This window comes from Betaproteobacteria bacterium (assembly GCA_009377585.1).
GTDB lineage: Bacteria > Pseudomonadota > Gammaproteobacteria > Burkholderiales > WYBJ01 > WYBJ01.
This window is the reverse complement of record WHTS01000013.1, coordinates 72661-87454: the sequence shown is the minus strand read 5'-3', so window position 1 is coordinate 87454 and position 14794 is coordinate 72661. Positions and strand designations below refer to the sequence as shown.

Here is a 14794-nt window from a genome sequence, read left to right as displayed (position 1 = left end):
CGCCACGAGCGCGCCAATCTCCGACACCTCCATCATCTTCGCCCAGTACAGCAACAAATCGTCGTAGTCGAGCACCCCTTGCGCCTGCTTGGCTGCGACGTAACCGCCGAAGAGCTTGCCGAGGTCGTCTTCCCACTCTGCACACCACGGGAAGGCGCGCCGCAGCGTCTCACGCAGGCTGGTCTGGGCGTTCACGGCATAGCTGTAGATCGAGAGGCAGGTGCCCTTCTTCGGGAAGCGGTTGCGCGTACTGGAGTACCCGAGGTCCTCGCGAACGACATCCATCAGATCCTCGGCATCGCCGCGGTCGCATATCGAGAACGATGCATCCAACCCGATCGATTCCGCATGCAATCGCAGCAGCCGCGCGCCGACGGCGTGGAAGGTCCCCGACCATTCGATCGCATCGGCCGGCATTCCGGAGCGTCCCCGGGTGGCCTGCGAGCAGATGTGCTCGACGCGCCGCGTCATCTCCGCGGCCGCCCGTCGAGCGAACGTCAGGAGAAGGATGCGACGCGGGTCGGCACCATTCAGCAGTAGATGAGCGACCCGGTGGGTCAGCGTCTTGGTCTTGCCGGTTCCCGCCCCGGCGATGATGAGCAGCGGCGGGGCGGCGTCCACGTGCTCGCGACCCTGGATACCGTATGCGACGGCAGCGCGCTGGGCTGGGTTGAGCTCGCACAGGTGAGACGATGCTTCTGCGAGTTCGGTCGTTTCCATGCGTCCTACCTGATTGATGCAATTGAGTGATCGAGCTGTCGCCAGGGCAATGTCAAGCGGCGTCAGTAGCTCCAGGGATCAAGGATACTTGAATTACTGAGTATTCGTACAGTATCCTGACCGGCCTTGTTCCAATCTTCCGATCATGGCTACCCCCCTCCCGGAGCGCCTTCGTCACCCTGCGATCTGGCGCGTGAGCGACGTGCAGCCGGCGCAGCGTGCGGGGATTCCGACCGGCTATGCGGTGCTCGAGCGGGAACTGCCGGAGGCGGGATGGCCAGCAGGCGCGCTCACCGAGCTCCTCACCCACGAAGGAATCGGCGAGCTCTCGCTGATTACCCCGGCGCTCCGTGCGATCACCGAGCAGGGGAAGCACATCGCGCTGATCGCGTCGCCGTACCTGCCGTACGCCCGCGCCCTGGAGGCGGCAGGGCTGCCGCTGCCTCGCGTGCTCCTCGTAGACGTCGACGGGCTCGATGCGCTGTGGGCAGCCGAGCAAGCGCTGCGTTCCGGCGCCTGCGGGATGGTCGCGCTGTGGGCGATGCGCGGTCGATCGCCCGATTACCGGTCGTTGCAGCGTCTCCATGGGGCGGCTGCGCGCGGAGACGCAGCGTGCGTCCTTTACCGTGGTCCGGACGCCCGCACAACGCCTTCGCCGGCGCCGCTGCGGCTTGCCCTGCATGCGCGCGTAGGTCACCTGCACGTCGAGATCTTGAAGCGCCGCGGCGCGCTGAGCTCGCGGCCCGTCGTCCTGACGCCTTTTCCCCTGCATTGGATTGCTCGCTCCGAATCATCGGCAACTGCGACTGCCGCCTTGCCGTCCGTTCGCTCCGCAACCCGCTCTGCTTGAGGTGACGCCATGCTCTGGATCGCGCTGTTCATCCCGGATCTGCCGCTACAGCTTTCCCTGCGCGGCGTCGATGAGGCGGGTGCCACCGTCGTCACCGACGGCCCAAGCAACCGGCCCATCATCGCCAGCGTCAATCCGCTCGCCCGTGAACATGGCGTCCGGGTCGGAATGAGCCTCGCTGCCGCCCGCGCCCTTGCTGGCGATCTCGTCGCCGTCGCGCGCGATCGGGCGTCCGAAGCGAACGCCCTCCAGAACCTGGCGGCCTGGGCGTACCAGTTCAGCCCGAGTGTCGTGCTCGAGTCCGATAGCCTGATCGTCGAGATCGAATCCGCGCTGCCCTTGCACGGCGGGCTTGCGCAGGTCCTGGCCCGAATGCGTCAGGGTGCGTCCGAGCTCGGCTACCGAATCTCCCTGGGTGTGGCTCCGACGCCCATCGCCGCCCGGCTCTTTGCTCGGGCACGACATCGCGGCATCACAGCCCGCACGTGTACGGACCCGTCGCTGCTATCGGAGCGTCTTTTCGATCTCCCACTCGATCTCTTCGACTGGCCGGATGACGCGCTGGGCAAGCTCAGAGCGCTCGGCGTCACCGGTGTCGGCCAATGCATGGCACTGCCGCGGGACGGCTTCGTGCAGCGCTTCGGAGTCCTCGCAAACGACCTGGATCGCGCCCATGGCAGGATCCCGGATCCTCGGCCGTATTTTCGGCCACCGGAATCCTTCCATTCCCGCATCGAGCTCGGGTTCGAAGCGTCGGATGCGAGCGCGCTGCAGTTTCCCCTGCGACGGGTGCTGCGCGAGCTCGAGGGCTATCTTCGTGGCCGATCTGCCGGCGTGCAGCAGTGGCAGCTCGTGCTGGAGTGCGTGAATCGGATCACGTCGCGGATCACGTTCGGCACGGTCTCGCCGGAACGCAGTGCGGATCGCCTCCTGCACCTCGCTCGTGAACGCCTTGCGAGGACCACGCTCCCGACACCGGCGCTCGCGCTCAGCGTAATCGCCGACCAGTGCTTCCCGCTGCAGGACCGCAACCTGGCGTGGCTCCCGAATCCGCAGGAACAGGCGACACAGGTCGACCACCTCATCGATCAGCTCAGCGCCCGCCTGGGTGCCGATCACGTCTTCACGCTCCGATCGGTCGATGATCACCGGCCGGAGAAAAGCTGGCGCCGCATTGCGCCCGGAACGAAGGAGCGGCACAAGGCGATCCCGCTGCCGCCCGGGCCGCGGCCGCTCTGGCTTCTGAACCGCCCCCGGGCCTTGTTGACGGAAGACGGACAGCCGTTCTGCCAGGGGATGCTCGAGTGCATCGCAGGGCCGGAACGCATCGAAGCCGGCGAGTGGGACAGTCAGCCCGCCGGCCGCGACTACTACGTCGCGCGCTCGCCGAACGGGGAGACGGTATGGGTGTATCGCGAACACCGTGCGCCCACCTGGTACCTGCACGGCATCTTTGCGTGAGTCGTCGCCGTGGTCCCGGCCTACGCCGAGCTGCATTGCTCGAGCAACTTCAGTTTCCTGCGCGGTGCCTCGCACCCCGCGGAGCTGGTGTTGCAGGCTGCCAGGCTCGGCTATGCCGCGCTCGCGATCACCGACGAATGCTCGCTTGCCGGGATCGTGCGAGCCCACATCGAGGCGAAGGATGTCGGCCTGCGGCTCCTCATCGGGAGCGAGCTGCGTATCGTTGACGGTCTGCGCGTCGTCCTGCTCGCCCGGAATCGCAACGGCTACGGCAACCTCTGCGAGCTCATCACCCGGGGGCGCCGGCAGGCGCCGAAGGGCGAATACCGGCTCGAACGGCACGACCTCGCGATTGCGGATTGTGTGGCGCTCTGGTTGCCCGATCCTATCCCCAAGATCGACGATGCCCGCTGGATCACGGATGCCTTCCCTGGGCGGGCCTGGGCGGCTGCCGAGCTGCTGCGTGGCCCGGATGATGCGCACCAGCTCCATCTGATCCAGGCAACCGCTGGCGCGGTAGGCATCCCGGTCGTCGCCGCCGGTGACGTGCACATGCATGCTCGGCAGCGGCGGGCCCTGCAGAACGTGCTGACCGCGGTCCGGATCGGCACGCCCGTCGCCGAGGCAGGCTCGGCACTGTATCCGAACGGTGAGCGGTACCTGCGATCGATCGGACGGCTCGCCAACATCTACCCGCCGGAGCTTCTGATGGAGACGCTGGCGGTTGCCGAGCGCTGCACGTTCTCCCTCGACGAGATCCGCTATCGGTACCCGAAGGAGATCGTGCCGGACGGCGAGACACCGACCTCCTATCTGCGCAGGCTCAGCTACGAGGGTGGCGCACGGCGCTATCCGGCCGGCGTCCCGACCAAGGTCCGCGACCTCATCGAATACGAGCTCGCGCTGATCGCCGATCTCAGGTACGAGCCGTACTTCCTCACCGTGTACGACATCGTGCGCTTCGCTCGGGACGAGAAGATCCTTTGCCAAGGGCGTGGATCGGCGGCCAATTCCGTTGTCTGCTACTGCCTCGGGATCACCGAGGTCGATCCCGACCGCATGAACGTGCTCTTCGAGCGATTCATCTCGCGCGAGCGCAACGAGCCGCCGGACATCGACGTGGACTTCGAGCACGAGCGGCGCGAGGAGGTCATCCAGTACATCTACACGAAGTACGGGCGCGAGCACGCCGGCATGACCGCGATCGCTGTCACCTACCGGCCGAAGAGTGCGCTGCGCGATGTCGGCAAGGCGCTCGGATTTTCGCTCGACCAGGTGGATAAGCTCGCCGGGGTCATGGCCTGGTGGGATGGGCGCAAGGTGCTCCCGGATCGCCTGATCGAGGCCGGCTTCGATCCCGACAATCCCAAGGTGCGCATGCTCCAGGCGCTGGCCGGCGAGCTCGTCGGGTTCCCCCGGCACCTGTCCCAGCACCCTGGCGGCTTCGTCCTCACTGGCGACCTGCTGTCCCGCTGCGTGCCCATCGAGAACGCTGCCATGGCCGAGCGCACCGTCATCCAGTGGGACAAGGACGACCTCGATGCCCTGGGGTTGTTGAAGGTCGATGTGCTGGGTCTGGGCATGCTCTCCTGTATCCGTGGCGCGCTCGATCTCATCAACCGCTTCCGCGGCACCGCAATGCGCATGCAGGACATCCCGGCCGAGGATCACGCGGTGTACGACATGCTCTGCAAAGGCGACAGCGTCGGGGTCTTCCAGGTCGAGTCTCGCGCGCAGATGAGCATGCTGCCGCGGTTGAAGCCACGCCGGTTTTACGATCTCGTGATCGAGGTCGCGATCGTGCGTCCGGGCCCGATTCAGGGCGGGATGGTCCATCCTTACCTCGCCCGCCGGGCGGGGGAACAGGCGGTGGCATATCCATCCGCTGACGTAGAACAGGTGCTCGAGCGCACGCTGGGGGTGGCGATCTTCCAGGAGCAAGTGATGCAGCTCGCAATCGTCGCGGCGGGCTTCACCGCCGGTGAGGCGGATCGGCTTCGCCGCGCCATGGCAGCCTGGCGCCGTCGAGGTGGCATCGGGGCGTTCGAGCGCAAGCTGATCGACGGAATGCTGGCGCGCGGCTACGACCAAGCCTACGCCGAGCAAATCTACCGGATGATTCAGGGCTTCGGCGAGTACGGCTTCCCGGAGTCGCATGCGGCGAGCTTCGCGCTTCTCGTGTACGTCTCGTCCTGGATCAAGTGTCACGAGCCCGCTGCGTTCTGCGCCGCGCTCCTCAACGCCCAGCCGCTCGGGTTCTATGCGCCGGCGCAACTCGTGCAGGATGCCAAGCGGCACGGTGTCGAGCTCCGGCCGGTCGATGTCACCGCGAGCGCGTGGTTCTCGACGCTCGAGTGCGGCTACTCCGGCGAGCCTGTCGTTCGCCTCGGTCTGCACATGGTGAAGGGCCTCAAACAGGTGTCCGGTGAGCGCATCGTCGCCGCACGGCAGTGCGCACCATTTCTTGGCAGCGAAGACTTCTTCGCCCGTAGCGGGCTCGATCGCCATGACCTCGACTGCCTCGCCGATGGGGATGCGCTGCGCGCGCTCACCGGTCATCGTAGGGAGGCCCTGTGGGCGACGTTAGGGCGGGTGGCCGCGGATGCTCCCATCAGCGTGGTGCGGACCGGGCAGCAGGCCGCGCTGGAGCTGCCGACCGAGGGCCAGGACATCGTTGCCGACTACCGCCGACTCGGGCTCACGCTAAGGCGGCATCCGCTGGCGTTGCTGCGTTCCCGCCTCAAGCAGTTGCGCATTCAGAGTGCCGAAGAGGTTCAGCGTGCACCCAACGGACGCACGCTCCATACCGGAGGCATCGTGACTTGTCGGCAGCGACCGGACACCGCGAGCGGCGTCATCTTCGTCACGCTCGAAGACGAGACGGGGAACGTCAACGTGGTCGTCTGGTCCCGCGTGGCGGAGCGGCAGCGGCGCGAGCTGCTCGCATCCCGGCTTCTCGGTATCGTGGGGGAGGTGCAACGCGTCGGGGATGTCGTGCATGTCGTAGCACGACGGCTGGTCGATCATAGTCATCTGCTGGGTGCGCTGCCCACGCAGAGTCGGGATTTTCACTGACACGGCAAAACCAAGCGCGATACATCACGGTTCGTCATTCGCAAACTATCGAGCGTTCCCTATTTCATGTCACGCTCGTCCCTCACCCCCAACCCCTCTCCCGGGGGGAGAGGGGAGCGTCGCGTCCGTATTGGACTGTCGTCCAATACGGAACGATCAATAGAGCGGGGCTTGCAAAGCCGGAGCCGCGCCCGCATCGACCGGGGTACCGATATTGCAGGCAAGTGGGCTCGGTTTCCAGTGGTTGAACAAGGCAACCGAACAAGTCAACCGCACCGGAGCACGACTGCCATGGCCGAACCCAAGATGACCCCGCACCAAATAGACGACAAGCTGCAGCACGGCGAGAAGGTTCAATTTATCGACTCTCGCAACCCTAAGGCGTGGCGGGAAGCCCCGACGAAGCTGCCGGGCGCGCTGCCGGTGCCTGTCGACGAGCCCGGGAACATCGGGAACGTACCGCACGATCGGCTTGTCGTGACTTACTGCACCTGACCCGAGGAAGCCTCGAGCGCCCGTGTGGCGCAACAACTTGCAGAACGCGGCTTCAAGGACGTGCATCCCCTGAGCGGCGGGTTCGACGCGTGGCTCAGTGCAGGCCTCCCGGTGGAGCCCAAGTAGCTCGAGGGCGACGAATCCCGGGTGTCCATCGCGACAAAGGATTGTGATCATGGCCGTTCGACTGAATCACACGATCGTGGCCGCGCACGATAAGCAGGCTGCGGCGCTGTTTCTGACCGAGATCATGGGCCTGCCGACACCTTCGTTGCTCGGCCCGTTCGCAGTGGTGAAAGTGGGTGATGACACCTCGCTCGATTACATGGAAACCGAAGGCGAGATCACCTCCCAGCACTATGCCTTTCTCGTGAGCGAGACCGAGTTCGATGAGATCTTCGCGCGAATTCGCGAACGCAGCCTCACGTATTGGGCAGATCCCTCCCGCCGCGAGCGCAATCAGATAAACGGCTGGGACGACGGACGCGGGCTCTACTTCGACGATCCAAACGGGCATCTGCTGGAAATCATCACCCGTCCGTACGGCAGCGGTGGCACGGCGGCGTCCAAGCCGCATCCGCTAGTCGAGCGCAAGCTGGAACCCGAGCACGACGGTCCCGGCAAACCGCAAGAGAAGAAAGGCGGGGGTACGCTTGCCGCTGGAGAGCGACCGGAAACACCGATGCACCACCCGGAGAAAAGTTAGGAAAACGACCACTCTATACGGCATCTCCGCCGATTGTCCGGTACAGCTCGACGAGACTCTCCGCGCGCACGAGCCACGTCGAGACGAGCGAACGGCGTGCGCTGTACAACGTGCGCTGTGCGTCCAGAGTACTCAAATACGACTCGACGCCCTGGCGATAGCGCGCATTCGCGAGCTCGTAGTTGTCGCGGGCCGCTTCCTCGAGCCGAGTCTGCGCTTCGAACTGGTCGTCGATCGTTCCGCGCCGTGCAAGGGCGTCGGCAACCTCGCGAAAGGCGGTCTGGATCGTCTTCTGATATCTCGCCGTGGCGGCCTCGCGCAGCGCTATCGAGGCCTCCAGGTTGCCTTGATTGGCGCCGCCATCGAAGATGGGCAGCAACAGTGAAGGCTGTACAGTCCAGGAGAACGCGCCAGCTGTGAACAGCGAGGATAGAGCCGTACTAGTGAGCCCCGTCGCGGCGGTGAGGGTGATCCGCGGAAAAAAGGCGGCACGAGCTGCACCAATGAGTGCGTTGAACGACCTTAGCTGATACTCAGCCTGTAGGACATCAGGGCGCCGCAGCAGGATGTATGAGTCCAACCCAGTTGGCAGCTCCGCGAGCATCCCGTCAATGCTTTCGATGGAGGGCGCGAGTTCTGCTTCGCTCACCGGCGAGCCGACGAGCAACTCGAGCGCGTTGCGGCCCTGCGCCACGATGGTAGTGAGACTGGCCAAATCGGATTGCGCCTGCGCGAGCACCGTTTCGGCTTGACGCAAGTCGCTGCGGGGGGCAATGCCACCCGCCAGCCGGGCACGCGTGAGCTCGACGCTGCGCTCGGCAGTCGCCGCGGTATCCCTGGCGATCGTTAGCAGGCTTCTGTCGGCAGCGATCCGGAGGTACGCATTCGCGACTTCGGCGACGAGGGTCAGACGTGTCGCACGAACTCCAGCTTCGCTCGCCAGATAGTCTTGCAAGGCGGATTCGTTCAGACTACGCAAACGCCCGAACAAGTCCAGCTCGAACGCAGTGAGCCCAACACCCAGTTCGTAGATGGTGGACATGCGGTCGCCGTTGTCACTGCTACCGCCCGCACCGCTAGATGAGCGGTCAGACCGTTTGTCCGCGCTGACACCCGCAGAGCCGTCGATCCGCGGCAAGACCTGCGCGCGCTGCACCCGTAGCTGCCCGCGTACCACCGCGACATTCGCCAGGGCGAGCTTCAAGTCCTGATTGTTCGCAAGCGCACGTTCGATGAGAATTTGTAGCGCGGGGGCGCGGAAGATGTCCCGGTAGCTCAACTTGGGCAGCATCGCCTCAGTCGTCTTCATATACGCGTCGCCTGCTGGCCACGTCGGCGGTATGGCGGGCGTCGGCCGCTCGTACTGCGGGGCGAGGCTGCAGCCGCCTAGCATTGCGAGCGCGACGATGATCCGCATGCGAGTGCCACGGCGCACACTCATGCTACGACCTCTTCCCGCTTCGTCTGTCCACCGAACCATCGCCGGACGAACACGTAGAACAGGGGGACGAAAAAGATGGCGAGCACGGTTGCCGTGAGCATGCCCCCGATCACTGCGGTACCGATGGCAATGCGGCTTTGGGCGCCGGCCCCCGTCGACACGGCGAGTGGCAGAACACCGAAGATGAAGGCGAAGCTCGTCATGAGGATCGGGCGCAGTCGCAGCCGGGCTGCCGCGATTGCGGCTTCCGCGGCCGATTTGCCCAGCCTTTGCGCCTGGTCTGCGAACTCCACGATGAGGATCGCGTTCTTCGCGGTGAGACCCGCCGTTGTGAGAAGCCCAACCTGAAAATAGACGTCGTTTTCCAGACCGCGTAGCGCCACGGCGATTGCGGCACCCACCAGCCCGAGCGGAATGACGAGCATCACCGAGGCCGGAATCGACCAGCTCTCGAAGAGCGCCGCGAGACATAGGAAGATTACAAGCAGCGAGACGGCATAGAGGAGGGGTGCCTGACCGCCCGAAACCCGCTCCTGGTAAGAAAGTCCGCTCCACGCCGTTGCCGTTCCCGGCAGTTGTCCCGCAAGCGCTTCAATGCGATCCATTGCGTCGCCCGAGCTGCGGCCTGCGCTGGCCTCGCCCTGGATTTCGTACGCCGGCTGACCGTTGAAGCGCGCAAGCGCGGTGGGCGCTCTTGCCCACGAGATCGTGGCGAAGGCCGAGAACGGCGTCATCTTGCCGTCGGCCGAGCGCACGAACCAGGACGCGAGGTCCTCGGGCCGGCTGCGATACGGTGCGTCCCCTTGCACGTAGACGCGCTTCACGCGCCCGCGGTCGACGAAGTCGTTCACGTAGTTGCCGCCCCACGCGGTGGTCAGCGTGGCGTCGACATCGCGCTGCGCAAGCCCGAGTGCACCGACTTTTTCCTCGTCGATCGCAATCTGCAGCGTTGCCACGTCCTCCAGCGTGTTCAGGCGCACGGCGCTCAGGGCGGGCTCGTGCTGCGCTGCCTCGACCAGCTGCTCGGCGCGGGCCTTGAATTCCTCGCGGCTCAATCCGCCGCTGTTGAGCAGGTGCATCTCGAACCCCGACGAGTCGCCGAGGCCGCGCACGGGCGGCGGATTGAGCGCGTAGAAGCGCGCGTCGCGCAGTCGCGCGAGCTCCCGCGATGCGCGCTGGACGATCGCCGAGGCCGAATTCTCCGGGCCCTCGCGCTGCTCCCACGGCGCAAGAGCGATGAAGCCGCGTCCCGCGTTCTGTCCCGCACCCGCCCGGCTGATGCCGGTGATCGTGTAAACGGCCGAGACGTTGGCCTTTTCATCGGTCAGGAAATAATGCTGGATCTCGGTAGCGACTGCCTCGGTGCGCTGCTGCGTCGCCCCGGGCGGTAGCGTGAACTGGATCTGGGCCCGCCCCTGATCTTCCACGGGAAGAAAGCTTGTCGGCAGTCCGACGAAAATCAGGACGAGCGCCGAGGTCGTGGCGATGTAGACGACCATGGCAGGCGCGGGCCGGTGGATGATTGCCGCGACGCCGCGTCGGTAGCGTTCGGCGCTACGCTGGAACCAGGCATTGAAGCGCTCGCCGCCGTGGGAAGCCAGGCGGACCAAACGGCTGCGCTTTTGCCGACCCGCATGAGTGTTCTGCTTGAGAAGCGTGGCTGTCAACGCTGGCGTGAGCACCAGCGCGACCACGACCGACAGCAGCATCGAAGACACGACGGTGATGGAGAATTGCCGGTAGATCTCGCCGACCGATCCGCCGAAGAAGGCCATCGGCAGGAACACGGCGGAGAGCACCAGGCCGATCGCGATCAGCGCGGTCTGGATCTCGTCCATCGAGCGGATGGTCGCCTCGCGCGCAGACATCTCGGGGTTTTCGTGCATGACGCGCTCGACGTTCTCCACCACGACGATCGCATCGTCCACCAGCAGCCCGATCGATAGCACCAGTCCGAACAGCGTCAGCGTGTTGATTGTGAAACCGAAGGCAGCCAGCACACCGAACGTGCCGAGAAGAACGACCGGCACGGCGACCGCCGGGATGAGCGTCGCGCGCCAGCCCTGCAGAAACAGGAACATCACGATCACGACCAGCACGATCGCCTCGATCAGCGTCTTGGTCACTTCCCTGATGGAGAGCCTGATGAAGTGGGTCGCGTCGATCGGGTAAGCGTAGCTCAGTCCCTCGGGAAAGGAGCGGGCCGCGCGCTCGACCGTCGCCTTGACGAGCTCTGCCGTTTCCAGCGCATCGGCCCCCGGAGCGAGCTGAATTGCGATGCCCGCCGCCGGATAGAGATTCAGCCGGCTAGCGAACGTATAGGTCTCGGAGCCCAGCTCGACACGCGCAACGTCCTGCAGCAGAACCTTGGAGCCGTCGGTCTTCGTCTTCACGACGATACTGCGAAACTCCTCCGGCGTCGTCAGACGGGAGCGCGCGATGACCGTTGCGTTGAGCATTTGACCAGGTAATGCCGGCTGCTCGCCGATCTGCCCGGCGGCCACCTGAGTGTTCTGAGCCTCGACTGCGGCAATGACGTCGCTCGGCATCAATTGAAAGCTGGACAGCTTGAACGGGTCGAGCCAGATGCGCATCGCATAGGGGGAACCGAACACGTTGACGTCGCCGACACCAGGCACGCGCGCGAGCGGATCCTGGAGCGTCGACGTCAGGTAATCCGACACGTCGCTGCGGGTGCGCAGGCCGGTTTCGTCGTAGACGGCCAGGACCAGGAGGAAGTCCGTGCTGGCCTTGGTGACCGATATGCCCTGCTGTCGGACCTGATCGGGCAGTCTCGAGAGTCCTTGCTGCACCCGGTTCTGCACCTGCACCTGGGCGATATCCGGATCGGTCCCGCGGTTGAAGGTGACGGTCATGCGGACACGCCCTGCCGAGTCGGACGTCGACGAGAAGTAGATCATCCCGTCGATACCGGTGAGCTGCTGCTCGATGATCTGCGTCACGCTCGTTTCCAGCGCTTCGGCCGAAGCCCCGGGATAATTCGTGCGGATGTTGATCGTGGGCGGCGCGATGTCGGGATATTGCTCGACAGGCAGCGAGACGATCGCGCCGACGCCCGAAAGCATGATGACGATCGCGATGACCCAGGCGAAAACGGGTCGATCGATGAAGACGCGAGAGATCACGTCGGCGCGTGCGCGGCCCGCGCGTTGCGCGCTGCGGGCGCCGACGCGGGAACAGGGTTGACGACCTGCCCGGCTCGGATACGCCCCAATCCTTCGGTGATCACACGATCGCCTGGCCGGAGTCCGCTGCGGACGAGCCACTTGTCGCCGATGGTGCGTTCGGCTTCGATCACGCGTTGAACCGCTTTGTCGTCCGGCCCGACGAGCATCACGGTTGCCTGGCCTCGCGGGTCGCGCGACACGCCCTGTTGCGGCACCAGGATCGCCTCGCGCACGGTCGCTTGCGACAAACGCGCTCGCACATACATGCCCGGCAATAGAAGTCCCGTCGGGTTGGGAAACCGCGCTCGCAACACGACGGAGCCTGTATTCGGATCGACCATGGCCTCGGCGAACTGGAGGGTGCCGGACTCCGAGTACGCGCTGCCGTCTTCGAGCGTGAGGCTCACCATCGCGGAAGAGGGCACGACATCGCCCTTGGTCAACGCGCGCCTAAGGGCCAGAAAATCGGCGCTCGACTGCTGGATGTCCACGAACATTGGATCGAGACGATGAATCATGGCCAGCGTTTGCGCCTGATTGGCCGTCACGAGCGCGCCCGTGGTCACGAGCGAGCGTCCGATACGACCGCTGATCGGGGCCGGTACGCTCGTATTTCCAAGATCGATGGTGACGGCCTCGAGTCGGGCTCGTATCTGCGCGATCGCCGCTTCGGCTTCGCGCGCCCTTGCGACCGCATCCGTATAGTCTTGTTGGCTCACGGCTTCGATCTCGGCAAGCGGCCGCAAGCGGTTAGCGCGCACGTTCGCCGCATCGCGCGTCGCTTCGGCGCTTGCAAGATCGGCCTTGGCTTCCGCCTCCGTGGCCCGATAGACGCTCGCATCGATCCGATAAAGTGTCTGGCCGACTCGCACGACGGAGCCTTCGGTGAACAAACGCTCGCGAATGATTCCGGTGACCTGGGGACGCACCTCGGAGACTTCGTAGGCGCTGGTGCGTCCGGCGAGCTCGATGACGAGCGGAACGGATTCTGACTTCATGATGACATAGCCCGCGTCGGGTGCACGAGGCGTCACTTCTGCGGCATCTTCGGAGCGCGCGCAGGCGGTCAGCAGCACGAGCGCTGCGAGGCAGGCGACGATGCACGCTCGCCCGGCGCTCCGCATGCCGGTAAGCGTCGAGCGAAGGCTGGCCATGCTGTTTTGAGGGCGAGCGGAACATCGCCCCGTCGTTTCTCGGCGGATCTTCATGAAGTACGGTTGGTGGACGGATGCGTTGCGGCTATCAACGGCGCGAAAAGGGCTGACCGGGGCAAGAACCTGATTAAACCCGATCCTCTAGGGTAAAGAACGAAGGATCAAAGGCTCTACAGCCAACCACTTTGGGCACGGTCAGCCATCGAAAGTCCTCGATTGCTTGTCCGGGCCCGCCATGGCATCTCACAGTACCCGCAACATGGCACAGGCCGGGCACGATCCGAGCGGCCCAAGGCCGCTGCTATGCGAGCCCGAATTCGAAGCCGATGCGGGCCCGGAGAACTCATCGACCGACAAATGCAGCGGATCGCCTACTCCTCGACGACCCAGCGCTGCGTGGGGCGATCGTAGAGCCAGGTCTGACTGACGCTGCTCGTTCGCTGTTCGATTGCGAGGGTGCGCTGATCCTCCGCATACGGAGCGGCGAGCTCGGCCGCCTGCTCCATCGAGGCACACACCCACGTGGGGATGCTGTCCACGTAAACCAGCCAGCTCATCCGCCTGGGCCTACTCATGGTCAAAGCGCGCCGTCGGCGTTCCGACTACCGCGACGTTTCGATGCGAGACGCCGTCAGTCCCAGCACCATTGGAATTGGACGTAAGTCTAGCATCGGGTGAAACAACGAGAAGAGAATAATGCGTTGCTTCTTTTTCAATAGATGCTTGTCAATTCGCCACCAGTAGCGCTAAGCAAGAGCCTAGCTGCGGGGAGTCCTTATCGGGCCTCCAGGGATTTGAAGATCGGGATGGATCCTCAGCTCTTCGAACAGGAAATCGGCCAGCGCTCGGGCCTTCTTAGGCACTTGCTTGCGCCTCGGCAGGTATACGTAAAGACCATAGGTTTCGGACACATGACCGAGCAGCAAGGGTTTTAGCCGATTCGCACGAACATAGGGTGCGATCCGATAGGAAGATAGTTGAGCTATTCCGGCTCCACTCAATACAGCCTGCAGTTGGCTATCGCCGTCGTTCGTGATGAAGCGTGCCGGAACAGTCTCGGCAAGCACGCTATCGCCTCGCTTGAATGTCCATGGGATGACCTTGTCGGTGATCCAGTTTCGGAAGTTGATGCACTGGTGATGCGCCAGATCTTCCACGCGCTGCGGAGTTCCGTTCTTCCGCAGGTATGCCGGTGTCGCGCACAAGACGAGTTGGACGCTGCCGAAGCGCCGCGCCACCATGGAGCTTTCAGGCAACGGATCCCCGAGCACGCCGACGTCGATGCCTTGCGCGACCAAGTCGGGCAGGCGGTTTTGGACGATCAGCTCGATGGAGAGCCGCGGGTGCATCGTCAGGAAACGGCCGATCAGCGGCGCGACCAATCGCCAGCTCAAGCCATGAGGCGCGGCCAGGCGTACCGTGCCGAAAACTTCCTCACTGGCTTCGTGCAGGTTGCGCACCCCTTCGTCGATCGCATCGATTGCACTCACGCAAGTGGTATAGAAGCGTAGTCCCTCTTCCGTCAGGCTGATCTTGCGCGTGGTGCGATTGAACAGGCGCACGCCGACCCAACGTTCGAGAGATCGAATCTGGTTGCTGACCGCTTGCGGAGAAATGCCAAGCTCTCTCGCCGCCTTGCTGAAGCTTCCGCCCCGTACGATTCGTACGAATGTATTCAGCGCTCGAAAGTTTTCCATGGGTGAG

General features: G+C 64.6%; 11 protein-coding genes. 5 read left to right on the top strand and 6 right to left on the bottom strand.

From position 1 onward, the window contains the following. Positions 1 to 720: AAA family ATPase (locus GEV05_07115; protein MPZ43153.1), on the bottom strand; the 720-nt coding region annotated here is incomplete at its 3' end. 145 nt (positions 721 to 865) lie between these two features. Here GEV05_07115 and imuA point away from each other — a divergent pair. The 5 genes from imuA to GEV05_07090 all read left to right on the top strand — a co-directional run bounded on the left by imuA (position 866) and on the right by GEV05_07090 (position 7307). Beyond that, the gene (gene imuA / locus GEV05_07110) at positions 866 to 1570 is read left to right on the top strand and encodes a translesion DNA synthesis-associated protein ImuA (GenBank protein ID MPZ43152.1); all 705 of its coding nucleotides are present in this window, start codon (positions 866 to 868) and stop codon (positions 1568 to 1570) included. A 9-nt stretch (positions 1571 to 1579) separates the two neighbouring features. After that, positions 1580 to 3031 (top strand): hypothetical protein, encoded by a 1452-nt coding sequence (locus tag GEV05_07105; GenBank protein MPZ43151.1) that lies wholly within the window; start codon positions 1580 to 1582, stop codon positions 3029 to 3031. Positions 3032 to 3040: 9 nt separating this feature from the next. Continuing rightward, complete coding sequence (dnaE, locus tag GEV05_07100; GenBank protein ID MPZ43150.1) at positions 3041 to 6106, top strand: DNA polymerase III subunit alpha; 3066 nt, start codon at positions 3041 to 3043, stop codon at positions 6104 to 6106. 291 nt (positions 6107 to 6397) lie between these two features. After that, a complete protein-coding gene (locus GEV05_07095; protein MPZ43149.1) occupies positions 6398 to 6601 on the top strand; it encodes a hypothetical protein in 204 nt (67 codons plus the stop codon). 175 nt (positions 6602 to 6776) lie between these two features. After that, positions 6777 to 7307, top strand: coding sequence for a VOC family protein (locus GEV05_07090; protein ID MPZ43148.1), 531 nt, complete (start codon positions 6777 to 6779; stop codon positions 7305 to 7307). A gap of 13 nt (positions 7308 to 7320) precedes the next feature. Here GEV05_07090 and GEV05_07085 read toward each other — a convergent pair whose 3' ends face one another. The 5 genes from GEV05_07085 to GEV05_07065 form a co-directional block, all read right to left on the bottom strand. Beyond that, positions 7321 to 8724, bottom strand: coding sequence for an efflux transporter outer membrane subunit (locus tag GEV05_07085; protein MPZ43147.1), 1404 nt, complete (start codon positions 8722 to 8724; stop codon positions 7321 to 7323). A 20-nt stretch (positions 8725 to 8744) separates the two neighbouring features. Beyond that, positions 8745 to 11894, bottom strand: coding sequence for an efflux RND transporter permease subunit (locus tag GEV05_07080; GenBank protein ID MPZ43146.1), 3150 nt, complete (start codon positions 11892 to 11894; stop codon positions 8745 to 8747). Next, positions 11891 to 13060 carry an efflux RND transporter periplasmic adaptor subunit gene (locus GEV05_07075; GenBank protein MPZ43145.1) on the bottom strand — a complete coding sequence of 390 codons (1170 nt, stop codon included), beginning with the start codon at positions 13058 to 13060 and terminating at the stop codon, positions 11891 to 11893. Before GEV05_07075 ends, GEV05_07080 begins: the two co-directional genes overlap by 4 nt. A gap of 401 nt (positions 13061 to 13461) precedes the next feature. Then, positions 13462 to 13647, bottom strand: a complete 186-nt coding sequence (locus GEV05_07070; GenBank protein ID MPZ43144.1) for a hypothetical protein — start codon at positions 13645 to 13647, stop codon at positions 13462 to 13464. Positions 13648 to 13848: 201 nt separating this feature from the next. Beyond that, the gene (locus GEV05_07065) at positions 13849 to 14787 is read right to left on the bottom strand and encodes a LysR family transcriptional regulator (GenBank protein ID MPZ43143.1); all 939 of its coding nucleotides are present in this window, start codon (positions 14785 to 14787) and stop codon (positions 13849 to 13851) included. Positions 14788 to 14794 lie beyond the last annotated feature (7 nt).

Bases quoted from the DNA above. Each gene is read 5' to 3' on its own strand.
- GEV05_07095 (MPZ43149.1), top strand. From the start codon at position 6,398: ATGGCCGAACCCAAGATGACCCCGCACCAAATAGACGACAAGCTGCAG.
- GEV05_07065 (MPZ43143.1), bottom strand. From the start codon at position 14,787: ATGGAAAACTTTCGAGCGCTGAATACATTCGTACGAATCGTACGGGGC.
- GEV05_07075 (MPZ43145.1), bottom strand. From the start codon at position 13,060: ATGCGGAGCGCCGGGCGAGCGTGCATCGTCGCCTGCCTCGCAGCGCTC.
- GEV05_07085 (MPZ43147.1), bottom strand. From the start codon at position 8,724: ATGCGGATCATCGTCGCGCTCGCAATGCTAGGCGGCTGCAGCCTCGCC.
- GEV05_07105 (MPZ43151.1), top strand. From the start codon at position 1,580: ATGCTCTGGATCGCGCTGTTCATCCCGGATCTGCCGCTACAGCTTTCC.
- imuA (MPZ43152.1), top strand. From the start codon at position 866: ATGGCTACCCCCCTCCCGGAGCGCCTTCGTCACCCTGCGATCTGGCGC.
- GEV05_07090 (MPZ43148.1), top strand. From the start codon at position 6,777: ATGGCCGTTCGACTGAATCACACGATCGTGGCCGCGCACGATAAGCAG.
- GEV05_07070 (MPZ43144.1), bottom strand. From the start codon at position 13,647: ATGAGCTGGCTGGTTTACGTGGACAGCATCCCCACGTGGGTGTGTGCC.